The sequence below is a fragment of the Mucilaginibacter phenanthrenivorans genome (assembly GCF_024721155.1).
GTDB lineage: Bacteria > Bacteroidota > Bacteroidia > Sphingobacteriales > Sphingobacteriaceae > Mucilaginibacter > Mucilaginibacter phenanthrenivorans.
In genome coordinates, this window is sequence record NZ_JAHVAP010000016.1 from 1 (window position 1) to 26,371 (window position 26,371).

At 42.5% G+C, this 26,371-nt stretch carries 22 protein-coding genes; 9 read left to right on the forward strand and 13 right to left on the reverse strand.

Translation table 11 applies throughout. From position 1 onward, the window contains the following. Window positions 1-118: 118 nt before the first annotated feature. The 6 genes from KXD93_RS27280 to sucD form a co-directional block, all read right to left on the reverse strand. Window positions 119-592, reverse strand: coding sequence for a hypothetical protein (locus KXD93_RS27280; RefSeq protein WP_258140709.1), 474 nt, complete (start codon window positions 590-592; stop codon window positions 119-121). A gap of 119 nt (window positions 593-711) precedes the next feature. Next, window positions 712-927: a cysteine-rich CWC family protein gene (locus KXD93_RS27285; RefSeq protein ID WP_258140710.1), complete on the reverse strand. Its 216-nt coding sequence runs from the start codon at window positions 925-927 to the stop codon at window positions 712-714. Window positions 928-1,040: 113 nt separating this feature from the next. Further along, complete coding sequence (locus KXD93_RS27290) at window positions 1,041-3,413, reverse strand: ribonucleoside-diphosphate reductase subunit alpha (RefSeq protein WP_258140711.1); 2,373 nt, start codon at window positions 3,411-3,413, stop codon at window positions 1,041-1,043. A gap of 104 nt (window positions 3,414-3,517) precedes the next feature. Then, the gene (locus tag KXD93_RS27295) at window positions 3,518-4,489 is read right to left on the reverse strand and encodes a ribonucleoside-diphosphate reductase small subunit (RefSeq protein WP_258140712.1); all 972 of its coding nucleotides are present in this window, start codon (window positions 4,487-4,489) and stop codon (window positions 3,518-3,520) included. A gap of 442 nt (window positions 4,490-4,931) precedes the next feature. Further along, on the reverse strand, window positions 4,932-5,297 hold the full coding sequence (locus KXD93_RS27300) for a methionine-R-sulfoxide reductase (protein ID WP_258140713.1): 366 nt from the start codon (window positions 5,295-5,297) through the stop codon (window positions 4,932-4,934). 476 nt (window positions 5,298-5,773) lie between these two features. Next, entirely contained in the window at window positions 5,774-6,646 is an 873-nt protein-coding gene (gene sucD, locus KXD93_RS27305; protein ID WP_258140714.1) for a succinate--CoA ligase subunit alpha, read from the reverse strand. A 191-nt stretch (window positions 6,647-6,837) separates the two neighbouring features. Here sucD and KXD93_RS27310 point away from each other — a divergent pair, with 191 nt between their 5' ends. After that, a complete protein-coding gene (locus tag KXD93_RS27310; RefSeq protein ID WP_258140715.1) occupies window positions 6,838-7,842 on the forward strand; it encodes a hypothetical protein in 1,005 nt (334 codons plus the stop codon). Window positions 7,843-7,981: 139 nt separating this feature from the next. Here KXD93_RS27310 and dctA read toward each other — a convergent pair whose 3' ends face one another. The 3 genes from dctA to KXD93_RS27325 form a co-directional block, all read right to left on the reverse strand. Then, the gene (dctA, locus tag KXD93_RS27315; RefSeq protein WP_258140716.1) at window positions 7,982-9,232 is read right to left on the reverse strand and encodes a C4-dicarboxylate transporter DctA; all 1,251 of its coding nucleotides are present in this window, start codon (window positions 9,230-9,232) and stop codon (window positions 7,982-7,984) included. A gap of 126 nt (window positions 9,233-9,358) precedes the next feature. Further along, window positions 9,359-10,138 (reverse strand): hypothetical protein, encoded by a 780-nt coding sequence (locus KXD93_RS27320; RefSeq protein ID WP_258140717.1) that lies wholly within the window; start codon window positions 10,136-10,138, stop codon window positions 9,359-9,361. 193 nt (window positions 10,139-10,331) lie between these two features. Continuing rightward, window positions 10,332-11,111, reverse strand: coding sequence for a hypothetical protein (locus KXD93_RS27325; RefSeq protein ID WP_258140718.1), 780 nt, complete (start codon window positions 11,109-11,111; stop codon window positions 10,332-10,334). A gap of 342 nt (window positions 11,112-11,453) precedes the next feature. On the opposite strand from KXD93_RS27325, the gene leuS reads away from it, so the two are divergent. The 3 genes from leuS (at window position 11,454) to KXD93_RS27340 (ending at window position 17,938) form a co-directional block, all read left to right on the forward strand. Then, the gene (gene leuS / locus KXD93_RS27330; RefSeq protein WP_258140719.1) at window positions 11,454-14,258 is read left to right on the forward strand and encodes a leucine--tRNA ligase; all 2,805 of its coding nucleotides are present in this window, start codon (window positions 11,454-11,456) and stop codon (window positions 14,256-14,258) included. A 200-nt stretch (window positions 14,259-14,458) separates the two neighbouring features. After that, window positions 14,459-16,954: a TonB-dependent receptor gene (locus KXD93_RS27335; protein WP_258140720.1), complete on the forward strand. Its 2,496-nt coding sequence runs from the start codon at window positions 14,459-14,461 to the stop codon at window positions 16,952-16,954. A gap of 120 nt (window positions 16,955-17,074) precedes the next feature. Next, window positions 17,075-17,938: an ankyrin repeat domain-containing protein gene (locus tag KXD93_RS27340; RefSeq protein ID WP_258140722.1), complete on the forward strand. Its 864-nt coding sequence runs from the start codon at window positions 17,075-17,077 to the stop codon at window positions 17,936-17,938. 18 nt (window positions 17,939-17,956) lie between these two features. On the opposite strand, the gene KXD93_RS27345 is transcribed toward KXD93_RS27340, so the two are convergent. Further along, window positions 17,957-19,756: a MutS-related protein gene (locus KXD93_RS27345; RefSeq protein ID WP_258140723.1), complete on the reverse strand. Its 1,800-nt coding sequence runs from the start codon at window positions 19,754-19,756 to the stop codon at window positions 17,957-17,959. 180 nt (window positions 19,757-19,936) lie between these two features. On the opposite strand from KXD93_RS27345, the gene rlmH reads away from it, so the two are divergent. The 4 genes from rlmH (at window position 19,937) to KXD93_RS27365 (ending at window position 22,930) form a co-directional block, all read left to right on the forward strand. After that, complete coding sequence (gene rlmH / locus KXD93_RS27350) at window positions 19,937-20,410, forward strand: 23S rRNA (pseudouridine(1915)-N(3))-methyltransferase RlmH (RefSeq protein WP_258140724.1); 474 nt, start codon at window positions 19,937-19,939, stop codon at window positions 20,408-20,410. Window positions 20,411-20,527: 117 nt separating this feature from the next. Beyond that, a complete protein-coding gene (locus KXD93_RS27355) occupies window positions 20,528-21,454 on the forward strand; it encodes an aspartyl/asparaginyl beta-hydroxylase domain-containing protein (protein WP_258140725.1) in 927 nt (308 codons plus the stop codon). Between the two features lie 85 nt (window positions 21,455-21,539). Beyond that, entirely contained in the window at window positions 21,540-22,460 is a 921-nt protein-coding gene (locus tag KXD93_RS27360) for a cation diffusion facilitator family transporter (protein ID WP_258140726.1), read from the forward strand. Window positions 22,461-22,474: 14 nt separating this feature from the next. Beyond that, a complete protein-coding gene (locus tag KXD93_RS27365; protein WP_258140728.1) occupies window positions 22,475-22,930 on the forward strand; it encodes an immunity 26/phosphotriesterase HocA family protein in 456 nt (151 codons plus the stop codon). A gap of 80 nt (window positions 22,931-23,010) precedes the next feature. Here the strand turns inward: KXD93_RS27365 and KXD93_RS27370 are convergent, their stop codons facing one another. From KXD93_RS27370 to KXD93_RS27380, 3 genes are all read right to left on the reverse strand, one after another. Continuing rightward, the gene (locus KXD93_RS27370) at window positions 23,011-23,535 is read right to left on the reverse strand and encodes a DUF5606 family protein (protein ID WP_258140730.1); all 525 of its coding nucleotides are present in this window, start codon (window positions 23,533-23,535) and stop codon (window positions 23,011-23,013) included. A gap of 95 nt (window positions 23,536-23,630) precedes the next feature. Continuing rightward, the gene (locus tag KXD93_RS27375; protein ID WP_258140731.1) at window positions 23,631-24,068 is read right to left on the reverse strand and encodes a peptidylprolyl isomerase; all 438 of its coding nucleotides are present in this window, start codon (window positions 24,066-24,068) and stop codon (window positions 23,631-23,633) included. Between the two features lie 102 nt (window positions 24,069-24,170). Next, a complete protein-coding gene (locus KXD93_RS27380; RefSeq protein ID WP_258140732.1) occupies window positions 24,171-24,857 on the reverse strand; it encodes a hypothetical protein in 687 nt (228 codons plus the stop codon). A gap of 200 nt (window positions 24,858-25,057) precedes the next feature. Between KXD93_RS27380 and KXD93_RS27385 the strand changes: the two genes are divergently transcribed. Next, on the forward strand, window positions 25,058-26,239 hold the full coding sequence (locus tag KXD93_RS27385; protein ID WP_258140791.1) for an asparagine synthetase B: 1,182 nt from the start codon (window positions 25,058-25,060) through the stop codon (window positions 26,237-26,239). The last annotated feature ends 132 nt before the right edge of the window (window positions 26,240-26,371 follow it).

Below are 26,371 nucleotides of genomic sequence, written 5' to 3' on the forward strand. Positions count from 1 at the left end.
CGTGTTTTTGCCTGCGTTAATCAAAATCGAGCATACGAAAATAATTATCATAAATTACTTGCATAGATCATAGAAATCGAAGTTTCGAAAACTTCGTAAGTTTTTCAGGAGAGGTCTCTTATTTTTTAGTGAAGGTAACCCGGTCGTTAAACTTGGCGTTAAGAATAGCTGATTCATCAAGCACAAAACTGGTGCCTGTTGCGTCCTTTACTATCCCATCCCACCAATTGTCGCCATTGGCCATATTGATCGTAAGTTCTTTTGATGTAGGATAGAACATCCAGGTACCGGTAAAATCACCATCACCCTGGCAAGTTGACTTTTTATAAACCATTATGTTAGGGTTATTAAAGGTAAACACGCCGGACGCAAGGCAGTCGACGGCTTTAGGTGTCCATGTTTTTCCGCTATCTGGTGTTGTTTCTACTTTGGTAATTGAAAATGTGCCGCTGATAGCGGGCGCAGGGGCTACGTTCGGGTCATCTGCAGATTTGCAGCCACTGAAAGTACCGAACATCATCAGTACAGCAAATATCACTACTACAGCAGCGCAGGTTTTGGTAAAAGCATTTCTCATAATTGGCGTTAACATATTTGTTCATTTAGGTCAGGTAAAGATAATACTTTGGTTTTAATTACCTTACGGAATGCACAGGCTTCTGTTTTTGGTAATTCCTATCTTACCAAAATGAAAAAAACCTTTTGCGGTGTTTACCTTACATCCGTCACCAACATCCCCCTATACTCCTGCTGCAACTCCAGCAAACATTTTGCACACATACAACCCTCGTAGTTCTCGGCAATGTATTGCACCTCATTTAAATTAAGCTGCACAATACTGCACTGGCACTTGGTGTAGGAGTTTGCCTTACATTCAATGCGGTCGCCGCAGCGGTCGCAGGGGATGATTTCGTGCTTGGTATTCATAACAGGCCTAAAATAAGCAGAGACGCAATAAATCGCGTCTCTGCTTTGTAATTATAATTTATCGTCTCAAAAAGACTCAAATCCGGGAACGCAAGTGCTGCGCTCCAATAGTATTATGCTGAACAGGTAACGCAACCTTCTTCCATCGAGCATGATGGACCTGCAGGCACGTCGTTGGCAATTTCTGCAACCACTTCCGGGATTACAGCGTCCATGTTTTTGCCACCCTGGTTTTCAACTGTAAATTTAACCGCTTGCGATGCTGCCTGTGTACGCAGGTAGTACATACCTGTTTTAAGGCCCTTCTTCCATGCGTAAAAGTGCATTGAAGTAAGTTTTGACGCATTTGGCGAGTTGATGAACAGGTTCAACGATTGCGACTGGCAGATATAAGCGCCACGATCGGCAGCCATATCAATAATGGTACGCATCTTTATTTCCCAAACAGTTTTGTAAAGTTCCTTGATCTCAGCAGGGATCTCTGCGATATCCTGGATCGATCCGTTTGCAGTGATGATCTTATCCTTCATGCTGCCGGTCCATAAACCAAGGTTTACAAGGTCGCGCAGTAAGTGTTTGTTAACGATCACAAACTCGCCGCTCAATACCCTGCGGGTATAAATGTTTGAGGTATATGGTTCAAAGCATTCGTTGTTACCAAGGATCTGTGATGTAGAAGCGGTTGGCATTGGCGCAACCAATAACGAGTTACGTACACCATGGTTCATTACATCTAAACGCAGGTTTTCCCAATCCCAACGGCCGCTTTCAGGTTTTACATCCCAAAGATCGAACTGGAACTTGCCTTGTGACAATGGAGAGCCCTTGAATGTTTCATAGGCACCATCTTTAATTGCAAGGTCCTTCGAAGCAGTCATTGAAGCAAAGTAGATAGTTTCAAAGATCTCTTTGTTCAATTTCTTAGCGCCTTCACTTTCGAATGGTAAACGCAGCATAATGAACGCATCCGCTAAACCTTGCACACCTAACCCGATTGGACGATGACGTAAGTTTGAATACTCTGCTTCTTTAATCGGGTAGTAGTTACCGTCGATGATCTTGTTAAGGTTTAAAGTAGCCTGGTAGGTTACTTCGTATAATTTATCATGATCAAACATGCCATCTCTAACAAAGCGTGGCAATGCCAATGAAGCAAGGTTACAAACAGCTACTTCGTCTTTAGATGTATATTCAATAATTTCGGTACAAAGGTTTGAGCTTTTTATAGTACCCAAATTCTGCTGGTTCGATTTTCCGTTGGCAGCATCCTTGTATAACAGGTAAGGGGTACCGGTTTCTACCTGGGCATCAAGTACAGCGAACCAAAGTTCCTGTGCCTTCACCACCTTGCGGGCGCGGCCTTCCTTTTCGTATTTCTTGTATAGTTTTTCGAAATCCTTACCCCAGCAATCAGCTAGTCCAGGTGCTTCGTGCGGACAGAATAAGCTCCAATCCTCATTAGCTTCTACACGCTGCATAAACAGGTCAGATACCCAAAGTGCATAGAACAAATCGCGGGCGCGCATTTCTTCCTTACCATGGTTTTTACGCAGGTCAAGGAATTCAAATATATCAGCATGCCACGGCTCAAGGTAGATAGCGAAAGCACCTTTACGCTTGCCGCCACCCTGGTCAACATAACGGGCTGTATCATTAAATACACGCAGCATTGGGATAATACCGTTGCTGGTACCGTTTGTACCGCTGATGTATGAGCCTGTAGCCCTTACATTGTGGATACTCAAGCCTATACCACCAGCACTTTGTGAGATCTTGGCAGTTTGTTTTAATGTATCGTAAATTCCGTCGATACTGTCATCCTGCATGGTCAACAAGAAACATGACGACATTTGTGGTTTCGGTGTACCGGCGTTAAATAAGGTCGGGGTTGCATGAGTGAACCAGCGCTCGCTCATCAGGTGGTAAGTTTTGATAGCGCTTTCCACATCTTCTTTGTGGATTCCTACGGATACACGCATAAATAAATGCTGCGGGCGCTCGGCAATTTTGCCATCAAGCTTTAACAGGTATGATTTTTCAAGGGTTTTGAAACCGAAGTAATCAAAGCCGAAGTCACGGTCATAAATAATGCTGCTGTCTAAAAGCTCGGCATTTTTTTCAATTACTTCCCAAACATCGTCGGCAAGTAAAGAGGCATCCTTACCTGTTTTAGGGTCAACATAGTTATGCAATAAGCGCATAGTTTCTGAAAACGACTTGATGGTATTTTTATGCAGGTTTGATACTGCAATCCGCGAAGCCAGCAAAGCATAGTCAGGATGCTTGGTGGTTAATGAAGCTGCTGTTTCTGCAGCCAGGTTATCCAACTCAGATGTTGTTACGCCATCAAATAAACCTTCAATAACCTTCTTTGCCACATCAATCGGGTCAACCAATTGAAACCCGTAACACAACTTTTCAATGCGTGCTGTAATCTTGTCAAATTTTACCGATTCTTTTTTTCCGTCTCTTTTTATTACAAACATGTTTGACCCCCTTTTTACTCCCTGCCACCGGCAGAACTATTATTTTAATATTTAACCCTTGATATTTCTAACTAATTTCTGATTTCCAGTCTCTTTTTAACTAACTAAAAATCCTCGTCTAACGAAAACGCCTTGCTTTCCTGCGAATTTAACACGCCGCTTTTTTGGTAATCTCCTACCCTTTTTTCGAAGAAGTTGGTTTTCCCTTGCAGTGAGATCATTTCCATAAAGTCGAACGGATTTGATGCACCGTAAACTTTATCGTAACCCAATTCGCCAAGCCACCTGTCGGCCACAAATTCAATGTACTGGCTCATCATTTTGGCATTCATACCAATCAGGTTAACCGGCAGCGCATCGGTAATAAATTCCTTTTCTATTTCAACCGCATCGGTGATGATCGCGGTTGCCGCTTCCTTCGAAAGCTTGTTTTCCAGCATTTTGTAAAGCAGGCAGGCAAATTCGCAATGCATACCTTCATCACGCGAAATCAACTCGTTGCTGAATGTTAAGCCCGGCATTAAACCACGTTTCTTTAACCAAAATATTGAGCAGAAGCTTCCGGAGAAGAAAATACCTTCAACAGCTGCAAAAGCTATCAAACGCTCGGCAAATGTCCCGTTGTTTATCCACCTTAATGCCCACTCTGCCTTTTTACCCACACATGGTATGGTATCAATAGCATGGAACAGACGGTCCTTTTCAGCCGGATCCTTTATATAAGTATCTATCAGCAGTGCATAAGTTTCTGAATGGATGTTTTCCATCATTATCTGGAAGCCATAAAAACAGCGTGCCTCAGGCAATTGCACTTCGCTCATGAAGTTAACGGCCAGATTCTCGTTAACTATGCCATCACTTGCCGCGAAGAACGCCAGCACGTGCGATACAAAGAAACGCTCGCCATCGTTCATGTTTTCCCAGTGTTTCATATCATCACTAAGATCTATCTCCTCGGCGGTCCAGAAACTGGCCTCACACTTCTTGTACATTTCCCAAATTGCGGGATACTTGATAGGGAGAATAACAAAGCGGTCCTTGTTCTCTCTTAGCAATAATTCTGTTTCCTGTTCCATGCGCTCCTTTTATTTTTTATTAGCCCTCGGGCTATCTCTTCAAAACATTTTAATGCGTTGGCGTTAGCCGACAACAATACCATAGCGTTAGTTTTTGCTGTGTGATAAATGGTGTTTACCACTTCTAACTACTTAAATATCAACCTCACCAGTCCCTGCCAAACTATTTTAACCTTAGTATATCAAACCACGTTTTTGCGTGGTTTTCTTTTGTCATTACCGACTAGGACATCAGCAATAACACATAGCGTTGAATGAACTTATAATCAAATATAGGGTATGCTGTTTTATGATGATAATCTAAGTTTTTAACACCCGCTATAAGTTATACACAAAAGATAACTTAACATTAACATTGGACGTTTTTGGGTGCATAAAAGCTGTTAAAATCGGGTGTTAAAAACTATTTCAACACCCGCTAAAAAACTTTTTTTTGAACTGATTAGTCTGCCTTTGGAACAAATTTCATCGACACCGAATTTACACAATGGCGCGTATTTTTCGGAGTAAGGTATTCGCCTTCGAAAACGTGGCCCAAATGAGCGCCGCAGTTGGCACAAACTATTTCCACACGGCGACCATCGGCATCTGGCACGCGTTTTACCGCGCCCGGGATCTCATCGTCAAAACTTGGCCAGCCGCAATGTGATTCAAATTTTGTTTCGGATGTATAAAGCGGTGTATCGCATCTTTTGCACACATATAGGCCTTCTGCCTTATTATCAAGCAAAGCGCCGGTAAAGGGGCGTTCTGTTCCTTTATGTAATATGATATATTCTTCTTCGGGTGTTAATTTATTGTATTCCATTGTATTTAATTAGTGAATTAGCGATTTGTTGAATTAGTGATTGGGAATTAATGATGAATGGAGACTTAGTGAATCTTTTAAAACATCTTTCTTTCGGTCTTTACTGACTCCCGGGCTTTCCCAACTTCTTATATAAATATACGACAAATTGGGCGGTTATTTTGTTTGGGAGAGGGAATTGACAGTGGGTTGACATGGTGAAAAATCGTTAAACAAGAACATAACAAACCATTGCCATTGCAAGGAGGAACGCCGAAGCAACCGGCAATTGTCTGAACCATGGTTCACTTGATTTAAGGATTTCCTGATTTTTTTCGGCGGACTGGATCATGGGAATCTACCAATCAAGTGAATCACGGTTCAAAAAGAATTGCTACGCAATGACATATTGAAGAGGCCGGCAACAAAAAATCCCGATCAATTGACCAGGATCTTAGTTTCATTTTCTGTTCCCCCTTTAGGGGGTTAGGGGGCCTCTACTTCGCTAATTCTTCTGCAAGCGCAGCACCAATCTCAGCCGGTGATTCTACAACCCTGATTCCGCACTCACGCATAATTTTCATCTTTGCTGCTGCTGTATCGTCGGCGCCACCAACAATTGCACCTGCGTGGCCCATACGGCGTCCCGGAGGCGCTGTTTGGCCTGCAATAAAGCCAACAACCGGTTTGGTACCGTTTGCCTTGATCCACTGAGCTGCTTCGGCTTCCATGCCGCCGCCAATCTCACCTATCATGATGATGCCATGTGTTTCAGGATCGTTCATTAAAAGCTCCACCGCTTCCTTGGTTGTTGTACCGATGATCGGGTCGCCGCCGATACCGATAGCTGTAGTGATACCTAAACCCGCCTTAACAACCTGGTCAACCGCCTCGTAAGTTAAGGTACCTGATTTTGAAACTACACCAACATGTCCCTTCTTAAAGATAAAGCCCGGCATGATCCCGATCTTAGCCTCGTCGGCAGTGATGATACCTGGACAGTTAGGGCCGATCAAACGTGTGTCGCGTCCCTTAATATATTCCTTCACCATAATCATATCCTTTGTAGGGATACCTTCGGTGATACAAACAATAACTTTTATACCTGCTTCGGCTGCTTCCATAATTGAATCAGCTGCAAATGCAGGAGGTACAAATATGATAGATACGTTAGCACCAGTTTCTGCAACTGCATCGGCAACGGTGTTAAAAACCGGCCTGTCTAAATGCTGCTGACCGCCTTTACCCGGGGTTACACCACCAACAACCTGCGTTCCGTACTCAATCATCTGCGAAGCGTGGAAACTGCCTTCTTTACCTGTAAAACCCTGAACTATAACTTTGGAATCTTTATTTACGAGTACACTCATTGGATTTTTTTATTTGTAGGGCAAAGCTAAAGTTTTTGCGCGAATGTCAAACCCCGTAATTACTTAAAGGGGAACTTTTTTACATGGAGATTAAAGTACCGAAGCGGCAGTAAAAACCAAAGTTTTTCAACATCGAACATGATATTTATATCCTTTTTTTATTTTAGCAGCACACTACATACCTAATACTTATGAAAAATAGCAATAAAACCATTGTATGGCTTATAGCCTTTTTATTTTGCACTACAGCTACCCATGCGCAATTGGGCGGCTTCGGTAAAAAACTATTAGACAAAGGAACCGAAATGGCTTCGGGTGGCAGCTTAAACAAAATTCTGAAACAGCCCCAGGCTATAACCACCAGTTTTAAAGATGTAAACAAAACGGGCTCAAAACCACCATCGTTTATGGAGGGGCAGGAGGCGCAGCCACTGTACCTGTTGCCCAAAGCACCCAACGGAGGCTTTAAGCTTTGTGCCGGTTTTTATGAAATGACCAACAAAAGCTATTGCCTGCATGCCGGCACCCGTGGACCAAGCAGCGGGGACGGTTATATGCTTGCACCTGTGCTTGGGCCGAAACGTGATGTTGTAATATTGATATTAAAACATGCCGAAACCCATCCCGATGTAAACAAGCACAGTATCCAGATCTTACTATGGGCTATCATCGCCCGTACCCGGTTTGCCGATTTTGGCAATGATATAAAACTTACCGCCACCAGCCTATTATCTCCGCAAGAGCTGCTAATGCTGGAGGGCGGCGCTTTGGGCGTATTGCCTGCCAGCGTCATGGACAAAGCTAAAAACCAGCTTCCACCTGCCGCGCAAAGCGTTTTCGAGGCTGAAAACAATATCAGGCAACTGGCAGCATCAGGGAATTCATCCTACGAAGAAATGGAGAAATATGCCATGATTGCAGGTTTAGCGCCACAGCCTGATCCTGAAGTTCCATCAGGCATCTGGTCGCTGCATCCGGATGGATATTATATCAGGTTTTACCCGCATAGCTATTCAAAAACAACCGTACAGATCTATGTGCCGCAGGAATTGATCAGCAGCAAACCCAATCTTGTATACGATGCCCCCAATGGCATTGCCTGCCCGGCAAACGTAGGCGCACAACGCCTGGCCCAAACCAACGAGCCGCTTAACCCGGATTATACAAAGAAATTAAAGACGCCGTGTAATCTGTAAATATTCATCCTGATAAAAAAACATTCTGAACATAGTGAAGAATCTTATACGATAGACAAGTCGCCCCTATACATACCCGCGTTTATATCGCACGCAGAAGATTCTTCGCTCTCGCTCAGAATGACAAAATATGCTTTTTTCAACCATCCCCTTTCAACGCAGCGGCATTCACCGCTGCGTTAAACTCTCCTTCACTCTTCGCTATTACAATGGTAGCAACCCCGTTCCCAATCATATTGGTGATAGCCCGTGCTTCTGACATAAACCTATCCACCCCAAATAATATCGCCACCCCTTCAACAGGGATAATTTTTATAGCGGCCAAGGTTGATGTAAGGATAATAAAACCACCACCCGTTACTGCTGCGGCTCCCTTTGAGGTGATCATCAATATCCCGATAAGCATTACCTGCTGCTCCAGCGTGAGCGGAACATGAAAAACCTGCCCCAGGAATATAACTGCCATAGAAAGGTATATGGTTGTACCGTCGAGATTAAAGGAATACCCGGTAGGGATCACCAGCCCAACAACAGATTTTGAGCAGCCGAACTTCTCCATTTTATCGATCATGCCGGGTAAGGCGGTTTCGGAGGATGATGTCCCCAGCACAAGCAGGATCTCATCTTTTATAAACTTTAAATACTCCCAGAGGCTGAACTTATAAATGCGGCAAATAATGTTAAGCACCACAAAAATGAAAAGGAACATGGTGATATACACCGATGCCATCAAGAGGCCCAAAGGCGCCAGCGTTTTTACCCCATAGGTGCTGATGGTGTAGGCCATGCCGCTAAATGCGCCGATTGGCGCTAAACGCATAACCGTACGCATGATATTAAAAAACACCTTCGAAAGCTTATCAAACAGGTTGATGACCGTTTCACCGGTTTCTCCCATCTTACTTAATCCGAAGCCAAATAATATTGCGAAGAAGAGGATCTGCAAAATATCGCCTTTGGCAAAGGCATCAAATACGTTTGAGGGGATGATATGGGTTATAAAATCAACCCAATGCATTTCCGCGGCCGCCTTTTGATACGTTGCCAGTTTTGCAGCGTCGGCTACAGTATGATTTACAAAGCCATCGCCAGGCCGCACTACATTGGCCACTATCACACCGATTACCAAAGCAAAGGTTGAAACTATCTCAAAATATAATAAAGCCTTGCCACCCACCCTGCCCACCTTTTTCATATCGCTCATCCCGGCAATACCCAATACAATGGTAAAAAATATGATCGGCGCTATCAGCATTGTGATCAGGCTGATAAACATTTTGCTGATCGTCTGCGCCGTTGGACCAAAGGATTTAAAGCAAAGGCCTACAACAACGCCCAGCAAAATGGCAACAATTACCTGGAAATTCAGGTTGAGAAAAAGTTTCTTCATCAGTCAATTATACGAATATTCAGCGTGTTATAATAATACCGGGAAGTTTTACGCCGCAGTCATTATGTTTCAACAAAAAAGCTCTCCGGGAAAATCCCGGAGAGCTTTTCAATATTTTATATTTCCTTATCCTACAACGCCCGTAAGCAGGTTAACGTTGTACGTTTTGCCGTTGATGGTTATAGAAACTTTATGGCCGCCTAAAAAGGTAATGGTACCAATATAGCTCCAGCTTCCGGTTGTTCCGGTTCCGGTTGTAGTAAAGCTTGCTGAGCCAGCTACAATGTCGTCCTGGTTTGGATCGAGCACCAATGATGACAGGACGTAACTAAAAGCACGTGTACCGCTTTTCTTTGTTCCGGTTTTATAGCTGTAAGTGCCTGCCGACCCCAATGTACCTTTTAGTATTAATTTCGAATTGTTGTCTGCCGGGTTAATAGCCAACAACGACAGATCCTCGTTTATTTTTGACACCAGCGAGAACGATGCTGTCGACAACGAAATAGTAAGATTATCCTTAGTGGTGTAACCGGTTACCATGTCATTTGTACAACTGAATGCGAAATATAAATGCCCCGACACCGAAGCTGTGGTATCGCTGCCCGGATCACTGGTTTCATTTACTGTAGTATCTATAACCAGTCCGCAAAAGGGATTGCTTAAATCGTGCAACAGTTTACCGTGGCTTTGCTTCACTGCAAGGCCGCCCGGTGCGTCTAAACCCTGGCCTACATTAACGCCGCCATAGCCGCCGAATAAATTTTGTGCAAGATCAAGCGCAACCTGGCTGCTTACCTGGGCGGGCGTAAGTGCATTGGCGGAAGAGGTGTCGGACTTTTTACAGGCTGTATAAATAACCGCCATGCCCGCAACAATTGCAATGGAGAGTAAAGTTTTTAATTTCATGGATAAGGATTTTTTGTGATAAAATTTAATTGGGTATTGTTTGTGCCCCTTATACGTAAAGATCGGAATAAAGTTCAATTTTCGGCAGTAAAAGTTACATATCTAAGTAGCTCATTTTTTGGACGAACGGCCAACAAAAAAGCTCCCCGCGGTAATACCGCAGGAAGCTCCATATAACTATTTAAAAACTGTATTAAGCTGGGGTTACTGCACCTGTAAGAAGGTCGATAAGGTATACCTTGCTTAAGAAGGTCATTTTAGCCTTGTGGTTACCCAGGTAAACAATGGTACCGCTGTAATCCCATGCAATACCCTTGGTGCTTAGCCCTTTTGATTCAAAAGTTGCAGTACCGTCGGTTATATCGTAATTGTCATCAGCATGGATATACAGGCCCTTGAAGGTATATATATTATGTACAAAAGTTGAGCTCTTTGGCTTGTTGGTATAGCTAAAATCAGCCCATGATTTCAAAGTTCCGTCTAACGAAAAATTTGAGTTATTACTGTTTAAGCCGCGTACCTTATAATTCTGAGTAACTAAGAAAACGAACGCATAACCAGGTCCCTTTCCGGCTGTAGCTATTGAATCTGCAAGATTGTAACCTGTGGTTTTGTTATTGCTGCAAAAGAAGGTATAATTAACGCTTCCAATTGTTTCTGATTTAAGCGTATCACCCTGGTTAAATTTAACATCAAGGCTGTTGTCTATATAAAAGCCGCAACCTATTGCGCTTTGTGTTTTAAGCTTTGGTGCCGCAGATGTAAGAACTGTGTTGGCTGCAACGCCATCCTTAATGCTTGCGCCGCCGTATGCCCCTGATAATGATTGAACAAGATTTGTGGCAATAGCTACACTTGCTTCGTCAGCAGTGGTTTGGGTCTTAGCCGGTGCATTTTCCGTTTTTTTACACGCCGAATAAAATAATGCCACAGCCATTAGTAATGGCAGCGCGCTGCGTAGGTTTGGTTTCATATTGGTTTGAGATTTGGTTTGAATAATTTATCGAATTAAACCTACACATTTGAGAACGACAATTATAAATTATTTGTAAAAAAAGTTATTCAATACTTAATAATTATAACTTTTAACTACCAGATAACTAATACTTTATAATTGAGCAACATCGCCAAAAATTCCTCTTAGAGTTAAATACACTTACTTGACACGACCCGCATATTTGAAAAAAATATTTTTAGGCCGATAATAATTTCACCACCACCTAAATTGACACCGCTTTTTACAACTTCGCATTACCTTTACAGCCCTTACAACTAATTTTCTTAATTTCGCAGCCTCATACGCGTAAATAATAAAATGGACTATCAATTTAAGGATATAGAAAAAAAGTGGCAAAAGTTTTGGGCTGATAACCAGACCTTCAAGGCTGAGGATAAAACCACCAAACCCAAGTATTATGTACTGGATATGTTCCCCTACCCTTCAGGTGCCGGGCTGCATGTTGGCCATCCGCTAGGCTATATCGCTTCTGATATTTTTTCACGCTATAAAAGGCTGAAGGGCTTTAACGTGCTGCACCCTATGGGTTACGATAGTTTTGGTCTTCCGGCCGAGCAATATGCCATTCAAACAGGTCAGCACCCAGCCATAACAACTGAAGCTAATATTGCCACCTACCGCCGCCAGCTGGACCAAATAGGTTTTTCGTTCGACTGGAGCCGCGAAGTGCGCACCAGTTCGCCCGATTATTATAAATGGACGCAGTGGATCTTTATGCAGCTGTTTAATAGCTGGTACAATAAAGATGCTGATAAAGCGGAAAGTATTGACAAGCTGGTTAAACATTTTGAGCAAAACGGATCGATTGGAATAAACGCCGTATGTGATGACGAGATCTTAAGCTTTAGTGCTGAAGAATGGAAGGCGATGAGCAATCAGGATCAGCAGGCTGAACTTTTAAAATACCGCCTTACCTACCTGCGCGAAAGCACCGTAAACTGGTGTGCCGCGTTGGGTACCGTATTGGCAAACGACGAGGTAAAGGACGGCTTTAGCGAGCGCGGCGGATACCCTGTTGAGCAAAAGAAAATGATGCAGTGGAGCATGCGCATTACCGCCTATGCCGATCGCCTGTTAAAAGGCCTTGACACCATTGACTGGCCGGAACCTTTGAAGGAAATGCAAAGGAACTGGATTGGTAAAAGCGTGGGTGCGCTTGTCAGATTTCAACTTGAGAAAGAAACTAATCTCCAGTCTCTAAACACTAATCACTACATAGAGGTATTTACTACAAGGGCTGACACGATCTTTGGTACTACATTTTTAGTATTAGCACCCGAGCATGAGCTGGTGACTTCATTAACTACGCCGGAACAAAAAGATGATATTGAAGCCTACATCGCGCAAGCAAAAAAGAAATCGGAACTGGAAAGGATGGCTGACGCCAAGACCGTTTCGGGTGCTTTTACCGGAAGTTTTGCATTGAACCCTATTAATGGCGAGAAGGTGCAGATCTGGATTGCGGATTATGTTTTGGCAGGATACGGAACCGGCGCTGTGATGGCTGTACCATCGGGCGATCAACGTGATTACCTGTTTGCAAAGCATTATAATTTGCCGATAATCCCGATCATCGACATACAAAAAATTGAGACTGAAGCCGACCCAACCAAGGAAGGACGTTATATAAACTCTGGGTTTATAAATGGCTTAACTTATAAGGAAGCTACTACTGCCGTAATTGCCAAACTGGAAGACATTGGCGCAGGCAAGGCGAAGGTAAACTTCAGGATGCGCGACGCCATATTTGGCCGCCAGCGGTATTGGGGCGAGCCTGTACCCGTTTATTTTAAGGATGAGCTCCCTTATTTAATTGAAGAAAAGGACCTGCCTTTGGTATTGCCGGAAGTGGATAAATATTTGCCAACTGAAGATGGTGAACCGCCATTGGCTAGAGCAAAGGACTGGAACTACAATGGCTTTGAATATGAATTAAGCACCATGCCCGGCTGGGCAGGCAGCAGCTGGTACTGGTACCGGTATATGGATGCCCATAACGATGCAGAATTTGCTTCGAAGGAAGCCATTGAATACTGGAAGGATGTCGACCTTTACATAGGTGGTAGCGAACATGCGACGGGCCACTTGTTGTATAGCCGTTTCTGGAATAAGTTTATGAAGGATCTTGATCTTGTTGTTGAGGAAGAGCCATTTAAAAAGCTGATTAACCAGGGGATGATCCAGGGGCGCAGTAACTTTGTGTATCGCTTGATTGATGAAGAAGGCAGAGCAACAAACACCCTGATATCGCATGGGTTAATTAAGCAATACAAAACATCACCGTTACATGTGGATGTTAATATTGTTGACAACGAAGTACTTAACATCAATAAATTCAAAGAGTGGCGCCCTGAATATGCCGATGCAGAGTTCATCCTCGAAAACGGCAAATACATCTGCGGTGTTGAAGTTGAAAAAATGTCGAAATCAAAATTCAACGTGGTTAATCCCGATGATTTGATTGAGCGTTACGGTGCTGATACCTTGCGGATGTACGAGATGTTTTTAGGTCCGCTTGAACAAAGCAAGCCATGGAACACCAACGGTATTGAGGGTGTATTTAAATTCCTGCGTAAATTCTGGAGGTTATTCCATAATGATGCCTGGGAATTCAGCGTATCAACCAATGGGCCGTCAAAAGCTGAGCTGAAATCATTGCACAAAATCATCCGTAAGGTTGAGGAAGATGTAGAGCGATTTTCGTTTAATACCTCTGTGTCTAGCTTTATGATAGCGGTAAACGAACTTACAGATCTGAAGTCAAACAATAAGGCAGTGTTGCAAGATTTGGTTGTGATCCTTTCACCCTATGCCCCACACATCTGCGAGGAACTATGGACATTGCTGGGCAACGAAGCGGGAACACTATCATACACAGCGTTCCCTAAATTTAACCCGGCGTATTTGGTGGAGGACGACTTTGCTTACCCAATTTCGATAAACGGCAAAACAAAACTGAACCTCAATATGCCGTTAAGCCTGGAGCCTGCGGATATTGAAGCCATAGTTTTAGCCAGTGCCGATGTTCAAAAATACCTTGACAATAAAACCCCAAGGAAGGTAATTGTTGTGAAGGGAAGAATTGTGAATATTGTGCTGTAAAACTCGATCATCATGCTGAAATAAATTCAGCATTACAATGTTATTCAAGAGGCGCAAAGCATTGCGCCTCTACACTTTGTGTAAATCACACACATCGCTTTGCAACTAATTTGTTACAGTTATAGCCCGTTGTAAAATAATCAGCTATAGCTTGTAACATTTGAACTATTTTCGCCTCCAATTACAAAAATCATCAAAAAATGAAACGTTTTTACATAATTATAGTAATATTATGCTCTTTTTTCACCGCTCATGCCCAACTGGGTGTAGGCGGTGGCGGCTCGTCAATTGTCGGAAAGATTTCCGGTAATCTGATCGACTCGATTTCAAAAAAACCAATGGATTATGCTTCTGTAGGTCTGTACCACAGTAATGGTAAGTCCCCTATTACCGGTGTAATTACCGACGAAAAAGGAAATTTCAGACTTGACAACGTTAAGCCAGGCAGCTACAAATTAGTGATCACCTTTATCGGTTATCCTGACAAAATTATTGACCCTGTAGTAACCACTGCCGGAAAACCCGATAAAAATTTAGGTGTGTTATCTGTGTCTCCGGGAGCGCATACGCTTAAAGAAGTTACGGTTACGGGTCAAAGCGCTTTAATTGAAAACAGGATTGATAAGATTGTTTATAATGCTGAAAAAGACATAACGGCCGCCGGTGGCAACGCAACAGATTTATTAGGAAAAGTACCGCTGGTTACCGTAGATATTAACGGTAACGTATCGGTACGCGGTGATGCCAACGTGCGTGTGCTGATCAATGGCAAACCGTCCGGCGCGACTTCAACCAGTCTCTCTGATGTGTTGAAAGCTATCCCCGCTTCGCAAATTAAAAGCATCGAAGTTATTACTTCACCGTCGGCAAAATATGATGCGGAAGGTTCGGCAGGTATCATCAATATAATCACTAAATCGAAAAATGTTTCGGGTGTGAGCGGATCGGTGAGCGCTGCTGTTGGTACAAGACAAAACAATGGTAACTTCAACCTTAACTACAACAAAAACCGTTTTAATTTTTCGGCCAACATAGGCGGTAATTTAACATGGCCACAAAATTCGATTACCAGCTTCGATCAGCAGATCGATCTTGATACCATTCATACGCATACCACCAGCAATGGTACCAGCCGGGTTACCCGACATGCTACTAACAGTTCTGTGACTGCCGGCTATGAGTTCAATGCGTTTAACAGCATCAGTTCATCGTTCAAGCTATTGGACTTTAATTTCAACACAAATGGCAATACGTCGATTCAGTCTGTAACTCCTTATGAGAACCACCTGATGCAGCATAATGAGTTCAGTAACTTTGACTGGAACTTTGATTATACCCATAAGTATAAATTGGAAGGCGAAGAACTTGACCTGTCTACCCAATGGAGCCATGGCAGCGGGACAACCAACTTTACCAACACTTATACGGCTGTTTTTAATGATATTCAAAATAACCTGAACGGTAAAAACAATGAATACACCATTCAGGCGGATTATACCCTGCCTATCAGCAAAACTTTAAAACTGGAAGCTGGTGGTAAAAGCATTTTCAGGAGAATAAACAGTACGTCAAACTATTATGACGACACCAATAATTCCGGCGATTTTACATTTGATCCCTTGCTGTCAAACGTTTACAAGTACAATCAAAACGTATTTGCAGGCTACACCGTGTTTACTATCACGCTGCCAAAGAAATGGTCTGTTTTAGCGGGTGTAAGAGACGAGAACACAGATATTAAAGGCGAACCAATTAATGCCTCACAAGACCTCTCTACATTCAACCAGAGCTATAATACATTTGTACCAAGCTTAACTATTCAAAAGGCACTTAATGCCAAGCAAACTATTAAGCTAGCTTACAGCAAACGTATAACCCGCCCAAGCTTACAGTTCCTAAATCCGTTTGTAAACCAGGTTAATATTCAAAGCCAAACCCAGGGTAATCCAACATTAAACCCGGAAGTTTCACAGACCGTTGAACTGGATTACAACGCTTTTATCGGTACATCAATATTAAACCTTTCAGGTTATTACAAACATACCAACAACCTCATTGAAAACATTGCCAAACCAATATCAGTAGTGGTTGACGGTATAGCACAGGGCGGTACATTAACTACTTACCAAAATATCGGTAGCAATAACTCAATTGGCGGCAGCGTTTTCGGAACCATTAATCCATTTAAAGCCTTAACTATTATAATGAGTATTAATGCCTACACTTATAAACCGGACCCTTCTGGGGTGTTCCATCTTGATCAAACTCAAAATGGCACTTATATCCAGTATAGTGGCTTCGCACGTGCTAGCTTAACCTTGCCGAATGATTATGTTGCAGAAGTATTCACTTTCGGCAGTTCTTCAAAACATACTATTCAAGGTACAACCCCAACATTCAGTATATTTGGTATAGGCGCTAAAAAACAATTCATGGAAAAGAGACTTGCACTGGGTCTAAATGCCATTCAGCCTTTCAGCGAATACAAGAGTTTCAACTCAAAGCTGGAAAGCCCGGGATTTAAACAATCCAGCAGCTTCCAGATGCCATTCCGCTCGTTTGGTATCACTTTTAGCTACACTTTTGGTAAGTTAAGCTTTAGCAACCCAACTCAGTCTAAAAAAGGCGTTAATAACGATGACTTAAAACAAGGCGACCAGGGTGGTGGCGGCGCTCCGGCCGGTGGCGGCAGATAATTTGCCCTTAATTCTACAATAAATATATAGGAGCCTCTGCCAAATTGCAGAGGCTTTTTTAATGCATTAACGGTATCGGAAACTGATAAAGATTTCTTTTTATATTTGATAAATCAAACAATGAAAAACACCGACATCACCGATCCGCAATTCCTGCAAGCCGTTGAGGCGATTGATGCCGGTGATATTAATGAGCTTGAAACTATCATTACCAAATATCCCCGATTGGTTAAGGAAAGGTTACAAACTACAGAACCCGGTTATTTTAAAGACCCGTACCTGCTTTGGTTTGTTGCCGATAATCCTATCCGCATAGAAAAACTTCCTCCCAATATTGTGGAGATAACCAGCCTGCTTGTACAGGCGGTAAAGCGCGAAGCCCCCGATACCTATCTTAGACAAATTAACTATACCCTGGGATTAGTAGTCACCGGGCGCATCCCGCGCGAATGTGGCGTACAAATAGCAATGATGGATTTGCTGATAGATGCAGGAGCAGCCCCTGCAGGCACCATGGGGGCATTTGCACATGGCAATATTGATGCGGCTCAGCATTTAATAAACCGTGGCGATAAACTTACCCTGCCGGCTGCGGTTTGTCTGGAACGTATGGACGACATTAATCGTTTAGGCATAGTTGCAAGCGCTGGTGAAAAGCTAACCTCGCTAACGGCGGCAGCATTCTATGGTAAGTCTGATATTATAAAACTGCTATTGAAAATGGGTGCCGATCCTAATGGTTATTCCGAACACAACAGTGGTTTTCATAGCCATGCTACACCATTACACCAGGCTGTTTATTCGGGTTCGCTTGATGCCGTAAAAATATTACTTGAAGCCGGCGCCAAACCGGATGCTCCCGACAAAATTTACAATGGAACACCTTTGGGATGGGCAAGGCACATGCAAACCGATGATAGTTATGATGAAGCAGGCAAAAATAAATTTGCGGTGATTGAAAGCTATCTGCTTTCTTTGTCTTAACTCGTGACTCTTGACTCCCTACGCCCCTACATCAATCCCTATTTGCTTCAGCAATAACGATGCGTTGAATGTTTTACATTCGCCGTGCTTTATTTTGTAATCAAACAGCATTTCGCCATCCTTTACCTGGATGTCGAAATAGTAATTACGCACGTAATCCGGGTGATCTTTTTCAAGTTCCGCAATTTGGAGGTCGTGGGTGGCGACTATGCCTACGCCCTTCTTCTTTATCAGTTGCTCGATCACGGCTTTTGAACCGAGGTATTTATCAACTGAATTTGTTCCTCGCAGCATTTCATCTATCAAAAAGAAAACTTTAGGCTCATTCTCCACGGCGGTCAGCAGCATTTGCAGGCGGTCGAGTTCAGCTTTAAAGGTTGAAGTACTTTCGTTTAGCGAATCCTTAATGCGCATGTAGGTTTTTATGGTGATAACCGATACCTGCATTTCATCCGCACAAACCGGCGCCCCACATAAGGCCAGCACACTGTTAATACCTATGGTTCGTAAAAATGTACTTTTACCAGCCATGTTCGACCCTGTGATGATATCAATTTTATAGGTATTATTCAGCTCATAATCATTCGCTACGCGGTTTTTTATATTGATCAGCGGATGTGCCAGGCCCTTAGCAGTTAGGGTATAATTTTCACCATCAACTATTTGCGGAAAGCTCCATTCGGGGTAATTGATGTGAAGTGAGGCGATGCTGTTTAAAGCTTCAAATTCGGCTATTACGTCAAACGCCGTTTCAAGGCTTTGCTGATTGTTCCGCTTCCAGTTTTCAATGGCGATAATCTGTTTAAGCGCCCAAAGAGAAAATACATTCAGGATAAATCCCACTATCATAATTGAACTATAGCCAAGCTTATTGATCAGCCGCGATAATTGTTCAATCTTTTGAGCAGTCCCTTCGGTTTTCAGGTGTTGCGCCATTTTGCCGCAGCCGGGCGAACTCCACTCCTCTTTTTCGATAGCCTGGAATACTATTGTATAGTTACCCAGCGTTTGCCCGATCTTGTCGGCTATAGCAGCTGATTTTAGGATATAGCTACCCTTTGCAGTAAGAATACCAAAATTAACAATTGCTATGGCTATCGCCGCGAGAGAAACAATCGGATAGAAAACAGCGGCTACAATTGCAGCTAACAGTAAGTATGGGGCTATCTTAATATAGGCTGATAGCGCTTTTTCGCCTGGCAATTCAAGCGGCCTCCGCAAATAAGTAAAAAGATTGTTTAGCTGGCTGGCATTTGTGCCGTTTGCAAAAAGCAGCTTTGCCTGGAAATCCAGCTTCCAGCTATTTTTTGTACCCAGTTCCTTTAATGATGCCTGCCGGTTTAAAACAACATCCTTCTGTGCAGGAGCTGAAAGCCATTCCGCCAGCAAGCTTTTACCCAAACCAGTTGCCGCGCGGTTGATCATTTGGAATAAAGTGGCCTTTCCAAAAATATCCAGATCTGCAGTGTAACCATGCTTGTCATCGGCGAACCCGCTGCCATTGTCATAAATATTTGATCGGTTAGTTATGCTGCCAATCTCGTTTTCGGTTACCTTTTTTAAGGCCTTAAAATAATCCCTTCGCCCTATAAAAAAGCTCTGTTTTGATACCAGCCACGTAAACCCCAGCATCAGGATTACAAAAAGGACAATTAACAAACCGATGCCAATGGTTTTTACTGACAAATAAATAGCTACCACTACCAGGGCAAAAATCACCAGGCGCAACAGCGAATATTTATTGATCAGTTTTTCATATTTATCTATTTCCTGCTGGGTTGAGTTGGCTCGTCGCTGGTAGTCGGTTAGTATACTCATTTAGTTGTAGAGGTTGTAAGGGTTGTAAAAGTTGTAAAGGTTTGACCCCCTATATCTTTCCGTTAACTTCGGCAATATTACAACATTTCAATCTTTTAGCTTTATAACAATTCAACAATCCCTAACTTTGCTCCTTTAACTCTTACAACAACTACAACTTTTACAACCATTATAACCAAAATGAAAATCACCTTCCTCACAGTCGGCAAAACCGAAGATGCTTATTTAAAGGATGGAATTGAAAAGTACGTAAAGCGTTTAAAGCACTACACCAAGCTTATTATTATTGAAATTGATGAGCTAAAAAACACCAAAGCCTTAAGCCAGGAACAACAAAAAGTAAAGGAAGCCGAACTTATCCTCAAAAAGATCACGCCCACAGACCATGTGATCCTGCTTGACGAAAAAGGCATGGAGTTTAGCTCCCAGCAATTTGCCGCCTATATTGACAAAAAAGCCATCAGCGCAGTTAGCAGCCTTGTTTTCGTAGTTGGCGGACCATATGGTTTCGACGCCTCTGTTTATGCACGGGCAAATGATAAACTGTCGTTATCCGCAATGACCTTTTCTCATCAAATGGTACGCTTGTTTTTTATTGAGCAATTATACCGCGCCTATACCATAATTAAGGGGGAACCCTACCATCATCCCTGACAATAGCCTGACTTATTCACCGATATAGTCAGCACACTGTCAAAATATATTATAATTAAAACAAATATGCCCTCTGTGTAGCGTATTGGCCTATTTTTGATGAAAATGGGCCAGCACATGCATCAGGTAGTAGCAGAACTTATATCGGTTAAATTCATATTATTCTACATTTTAATAATATCCACCATAATTGTTCACTACCGTGGCAAGGTTCGGTTCAAGTTTTTCAGGCAGTTAACGGACCATTCAACCTTTATGGCGCCCATAAATATGCCGATGTATGCTTTTTCAGGCGTAGAAAACCAACCGTATATCAAGCAATCCAACTTTCCGCAGCTTAGTCTTTTACGGGATAACTGGCAAACCATCCGCGATGAAGCTTTAGAATTGGAGCGTGAAGAACTGATAAAAGGGTCGGACAAATACAATGACATGGGCTTCAACTCCTTTTTCCGCAGGGGATGGAAGCGTTTTTATTTAAAATGGTATGATGATTTTCATCCGTCAGCAAAAAAATATTGTCCAAAAACTATTGAACTAATCCAGGGCATCCCTGAAATAAAAGCAGCCATGTTTGCCGTATTACCTGGCGGCAGTGAACTGCTAATGCACCGCGACCCTTATGCAGGTTCATTACGCTATCACCTGGGCTTAATAACACCTAATTCTGATCAATGTCATATAGTGGTTGACGGCCAGAGCTATGCCTGGAAGGATGGCGAGGATGTGATCTTCGACGAAACTTACATCCATTACGCCGAAAACAAAACCGACATAGACCGTATCATTTTGTTTTGCGATGTGCAGCGCCCGGTAAAAACCATGTTTGCCCGTGGCTGGAACAAGTTCTTCGGCTGGTTTATTATGGCGGCTGCTGTATCCCCAAATATGGGCGAGGACAAAACCGGGAACATCAATAAGGCATTCAGGTATGTATACTCCATCCGTTTGCTGGGCAAGCGCATAAAGGCTTATAATTACAATTTATACTATGTGGTTAAATATGCTTTGATGGCTGGTATTTTGTATTTGATATTCAGATAATTTCGATTATTTAAACAGGGTTTCATTTAATTTCTTTCAGACTTTCCGACTTCCGGACTTCCGGACTTTTTCTTACTTTTGCCGCATGTCAGGTCACGATCATTCACACCATCACCACCATGATCATGCCCCGAAGCTTGATCATCTTAATGCCGCCTTTATCTGGGGTATCATTTTAAATTCAGCTTTCGTAGTTATCGAAGTAGTTGCAGGCTTGTATACACATTCCCTGTCGTTGCTTACCGATGCCGGGCATAACCTAAGCGATGTTGCCAGTTTGGCATTAGCCTTGCTTGCATTTAAGCTCACCAAGGTAAATTCCAATAGTCAATATACTTACGGATATAAACGATCAACCATCATCGTATCGTTCTTTAATGCGTTGATATTATTTGTTGCAATAGGTTTTATCATCTACGAGGCCATTATGCGCTTCATGAATCCGGAAGTTATTGCCGGCGGCACCATGGCATGGGTTGCGTTTATTGGTATCGGCATAAATGCCTTTACTGCATGGCTTTTTGTAAAAGACAAGGATACCGACCTGAACGTTAAAGGCGCTTACCTGCACATGGCCATCGACGCTATTGTATCATTCGGCGTGGTTATATCCGGTGTGATCATCTATTTCACCAAATTGTACTGGATAGACAGCGTGGTATCATTAATTATAGCTGTGGTTATTTTAAGGGGAACATGGAGCTTGTTAAAAGACAGCCTGCGCCTTGAAATGGATGGCGTTCCCAAGGAAATGGATTTGGAGAAGATTAAGATAGAACTAATGAAATGCAAAGGCGTTATTGATGTGCACCACATGCACGTTTGGGCATTAAGCACTACAGAAAATGCACTCACCGCCCATTTGGTTATCAAACCGGAATTGCTCCCAACCTTTAACAATATCAAAAAGGATCTGCGCCACCGCCTGGAACACATGAGCATCAACCACGCAACCTTTGAGCCGGAGATTGAGGAAGAGGATTGCAAGCAGTTGAATTGTGACTGATAAAATCTTAAATAATGGCTATTAGAAAAGTAGGTGCATTTTTTGAGATTATTTTATCGAATGGAAAATACGCTTATGGAAGAATACTGGAAAAAGCCAATTACGCATTTTACGATATCTATTCAAATACCAGAATAAGCGACATTAAGGAAATTCAAAACAAAGACATTCTCTTTATCGCCGCTGTTTATAAATATGCTATAACTAAAGACCGCTGGAGAAAAATAGGTCAACTTGATTTGGAATCCAAATTACGGGTATTACCGTTAAAGTTTATCGAAGACCAATTATACCCGGGAACCTTCAGCCTTTACGATCCTAATACGGGAGTCATTTCGCCAACCACAAAAGATAAATGTCTTGGTCTGGAAAGAGCTGCCGTATGGGAACCGACACATATTGAAGATCGGATAATTGATTATTATGAGGGCAAGCCCAACAAATGGGTGAATCAATTGGAACTAAAATAATTTGAAATGAAAAAGCCGAAGAATATTCTCCGGCTTTTTCATTTCAAAGACACAAAATATTGCGTCTCTACAAATAATCTTTATGCTTTCTTAGCAGCGGGCTTTTTAGCCTTTGGTTTTGCAGGTACTGCTTCTTCAGTTTTTGCAGCTGCCTTAGCAGGTTTTGCAGGTTCCTCTTCAACAACTACCGGAGCTTCTTCAGCTACAGGTGCGGCACCCGGATCCTCTTCATTAAACAAAGGAAAATCCTTCAAGATCTGGTACCAGTTGATGATCTTTTTCATATCCGAAGCATAAACCTTCTCTTCGTCATGATCCGGCGCAACTTCCCTGAAATATTCACGGAGCTTTTTGCCATCTGCCTTTGCATCCGGAATTCCGGATGTGGTTTTCATCCTCTCAAAAACATCAACAAGCTTGATATCATCATCCAAACCAAAAATGGTTATCTCGTGAAGCGATGCAAGCTTAGCTGTAGACAAATTTGCTATCAGCTTGGCTTTCTGCGCATCAAGACTCTCTAAAATATAACCTGTTTTATTTTGAGCCAATGCTCTCCATAATCCCGGCTTGCCCGATACGGCTACAATTCCCTGTAAATTCATTTATGTATGTTGTAAGGGTTGTAAAGGTTGTAAAGGTTGTAAAAATTGCAAGGGCTTAACCACTACAACAACTACAACCTTTACAACCTCTCCAACTATTCTTCAATAACGTCTATTCCTAAAATTTTATCGCCCTGGCGAATTGCATCAACAACTTCAACATTTTCAACCACCTTACCGAATACGGTATGGTTACGGTCAAGGTGAGCGGTGTTATCGCGGCTGTGGCAGATAAAAAACTGTGAGCTGCCGGTATTACGGCCTGCATGAGCCATTGATAATACACCACGGTCGTGGTATTGATTGTCGCCGGTTAATTCGCAATCTATTCTTGTTCCTGAACCACCAGCACCTGTGCCGGTTGGATCGCCACCCTGGATCACGAAATTAGGGATCACCCTGTGAAACGTTACATTGTTATAAAAGCCTGACTTTGCCAATCCAAGAAAGTTTGCTACCGTGTTAGGTGCGTCCTTATCATAAAACTCGACGGTCATGTCGCCTTTTTCGGTTTTGATTATTGCTTTGCTCATTTTTTCTAAAATAGTAGGCAAAGGTAGTAAAAGGAGGTGAAAGCCAAAAGGCAAAAGGTTAAAGGTTTTTTGGAGGTGAAAGCAGGGTGTAAAAGGTAATCACTAAAAAATTTGGCCTTGCCGGACATCGGGTTTAATGGCGGTGTGTTTAATCAACCATTCTCCTATAATACGTATCGGTGATTCTTTATCTGGAGCCCATTTAAAAGCAAAATGATATCTGTTTCCTTTTTGAGCTTCTATTAACCAGTCAGAACCGTCCATACCAAAATTACTTCCAGAAGGCTTAATTTGCCAAAAGTGGTTTTTATTTAAAAGCCTTTCAAATTGTTTAATTTTTCGTTTTGAAAGGGGTGTTATTTCTATAGTTTTCGAATGTAAATCTTTTGTTTGAATATAAAACTTATCGTTTTTATCAAATATCGTAATTATATAATGACGTGGGCGAAGAGCTGAAAGCCAAACAAAACGGTAAAATGTTTTATAGTTTGCTGACGGCAGCAATACTTCCCTCTCTCTATAAAATAGATTTGAAAAAAAAGCTATACGTCCTGTGTCAACCGAAAACTCAATTGCTTTTCCAAAACTTTGATTATCCTTTGGTTTTTCTCCCAAATGATTCATGTTCCATGAATATATTGCCGAGTCTATAAAACGCCTGTCATCAAAATAAGGTCTAATTGCTATAGTATCTTTCCTGGACACATATGTTGAGTCTTTGGTTTGGGCGAAACAGTTTAAAACTGCAAACGCAATAAGGATGATAAGTGATAAAGTCTTTTTAAGCATCGATTCATAAAGATAATAATTTGACCTCGACTTCTAAAAATGTGTCCGCCGCTATTTTCAGTAATACATTTATAGTTTATTCGTTACATTTGGATAAAGCAACAAGCAAAGTGATAAAGAACTTTTCCATAAAATACCTTTTACCTTTCGCCTTTCTCCTTTTACCCATAATAACCAGGGCTGCCTCCATATTAATCCCCATGGATGAGGAGCAAAAAGATCACCTTAAATCGTATGGCATTGCTTTTTGGACTTTGAAAAACGGCGAGGAAATTGATTGGCTGCTTAATTACCGCGGTGGCAGCTTTATGCTGAAGTATGATAAAAAAGTGGAGGATGAATGTAAGATCCGCGGGGTAAGCTATGAAGTTTTGGCTGATGCAAAAGTGAACCAGATTCTGACCGAAGTGAGCGATCCGTCTGTAAACATGGATGTGGTTAAGCTGGAAAAGGCACCTAAAATGGCTGTTTATTCGCCAAAGAATAAGCTTCCCTGGGATGATGCCGTTACGCTGGTTTTGAAATATGCCGAAATCCCTTACGATGTAATATATGATGAGGAAGTAATAAAGGGCGACCTACCCAAGTACGACTGGCTGCACCTGCACCACGAAGATTTTACCGGGCAATACAGCAAGTTTTACGGTGCATTCAGGTACGAGCAATGGTATAACGACGATATCCGCATCCAGGAAGAAACGGCGCACAAACTGGGCTTTAAAAAAGTATCACAGATGAAGCTGGCGGTTGCCGAACACATCCGCGATTTTTGCGCCGGTGGTGGTTTCCTGTTCGCCATGTGTTCTGGTACAGATACTTTTGACATTGCGCTTTCAGCCGCCAATACCGACATCTGCGAACAGATGTTTGACGGCGATGCAGCAGATCCCGGCGCGCAATCAAAATTGGACTTCAGCCAGACTTTTGCTTTTCAGAATTTTACGCTGGATATGAACCCTATGTCGCACCAGTTCAGCAATATTGATGTTACTACCACACGGACAATAGAACGGTCAAGGGATTTTTTCACCTTATTTGATTTTTCAGCAAAATGGGATGTGGTGCCCAGCATGCTCACCCAAAACCACGACAAGGTGATAAAGGGTTTTATGGGACTTACCACCGCATTCAACAAAAATCTGCTTAAGCCCGGCGTAACCATCATGGGCGAAATGAAAAGCAATAACGAAGCCCGATATATTCACGGTGAATACGGCAAGGGCCAATGGACATTCTACGGTGGCCATGATCCCGAAGATTACCAGCACATGGTTGGTGACCCGCCAACCGATCTTAAACTGCATCCTAACTCGCCTGGCTACCGGCTAATATTGAATAACGTGTTATTTCCTGCTGCGAGGAAGAAAAAGCAGAAGACGTGAGTTAGTTGATTGGAGATTAGTTGACTAATGACCAGTTAATAAGAGGTTAGAGGGAAACCTTCACCCGGTGCGCTCCGTATCAAATGCGATCTATTTTGTGTAACTTAAGCTTCATGCTCCGTCAGTTGAAAA

Excerpts from the sequence above, each read along its gene's own strand:
- KXD93_RS27285 (WP_258140710.1), bottom strand. The coding sequence starts at position 927 with ATGAATACCAAGCACGAAATCATCCCCTGCGACCGCTGCGGCGACCGC.
- leuS (WP_258140719.1), top strand. The coding sequence starts at position 11,454 with ATGGACTATCAATTTAAGGATATAGAAAAAAAGTGGCAAAAGTTTTGG.
- KXD93_RS27345 (WP_258140723.1), bottom strand. The coding sequence starts at position 19,756 with ATGAGTATACTAACCGACTACCAGCGACGAGCCAACTCAACCCAGCAG.
- KXD93_RS27360 (WP_258140726.1), top strand. The coding sequence starts at position 21,540 with ATGTCAGGTCACGATCATTCACACCATCACCACCATGATCATGCCCCG.
- KXD93_RS27385 (WP_258140791.1), top strand. The coding sequence starts at position 25,058 with ATGGATGAGGAGCAAAAAGATCACCTTAAATCGTATGGCATTGCTTTT.
- KXD93_RS27380 (WP_258140732.1), bottom strand. The coding sequence starts at position 24,857 with ATGCTTAAAAAGACTTTATCACTTATCATCCTTATTGCGTTTGCAGTT.
- KXD93_RS27295 (WP_258140712.1), bottom strand. The coding sequence starts at position 4,489 with ATGGAACAGGAAACAGAATTATTGCTAAGAGAGAACAAGGACCGCTTT.
- KXD93_RS27300 (WP_258140713.1), bottom strand. The coding sequence starts at position 5,297 with ATGGAATACAATAAATTAACACCCGAAGAAGAATATATCATATTACAT.
- KXD93_RS27340 (WP_258140722.1), top strand. The coding sequence starts at position 17,075 with ATGAAAAACACCGACATCACCGATCCGCAATTCCTGCAAGCCGTTGAG.
- KXD93_RS27310 (WP_258140715.1), top strand. The coding sequence starts at position 6,838 with ATGAAAAATAGCAATAAAACCATTGTATGGCTTATAGCCTTTTTATTT.
- sucD (WP_258140714.1), bottom strand. The coding sequence starts at position 6,646 with ATGAGTGTACTCGTAAATAAAGATTCCAAAGTTATAGTTCAGGGTTTT.
- KXD93_RS27320 (WP_258140717.1), bottom strand. The coding sequence starts at position 10,138 with ATGAAATTAAAAACTTTACTCTCCATTGCAATTGTTGCGGGCATGGCG.
- KXD93_RS27325 (WP_258140718.1), bottom strand. The coding sequence starts at position 11,111 with ATGAAACCAAACCTACGCAGCGCGCTGCCATTACTAATGGCTGTGGCA.
- KXD93_RS27335 (WP_258140720.1), top strand. The coding sequence starts at position 14,459 with ATGAAACGTTTTTACATAATTATAGTAATATTATGCTCTTTTTTCACC.
- KXD93_RS27370 (WP_258140730.1), bottom strand. The coding sequence starts at position 23,535 with ATGAATTTACAGGGAATTGTAGCCGTATCGGGCAAGCCGGGATTATGG.
- KXD93_RS27365 (WP_258140728.1), top strand. The coding sequence starts at position 22,475 with ATGGCTATTAGAAAAGTAGGTGCATTTTTTGAGATTATTTTATCGAAT.
- KXD93_RS27290 (WP_258140711.1), bottom strand. The coding sequence starts at position 3,413 with ATGTTTGTAATAAAAAGAGACGGAAAAAAAGAATCGGTAAAATTTGAC.
- KXD93_RS27375 (WP_258140731.1), bottom strand. The coding sequence starts at position 24,068 with ATGAGCAAAGCAATAATCAAAACCGAAAAAGGCGACATGACCGTCGAG.
- KXD93_RS27355 (WP_258140725.1), top strand. The coding sequence starts at position 20,528 with ATGCATCAGGTAGTAGCAGAACTTATATCGGTTAAATTCATATTATTC.
- KXD93_RS27280 (WP_258140709.1), bottom strand. The coding sequence starts at position 592 with ATGTTAACGCCAATTATGAGAAATGCTTTTACCAAAACCTGCGCTGCT.
- dctA (WP_258140716.1), bottom strand. The coding sequence starts at position 9,232 with ATGAAGAAACTTTTTCTCAACCTGAATTTCCAGGTAATTGTTGCCATT.
- rlmH (WP_258140724.1), top strand. The coding sequence starts at position 19,937 with ATGAAAATCACCTTCCTCACAGTCGGCAAAACCGAAGATGCTTATTTA.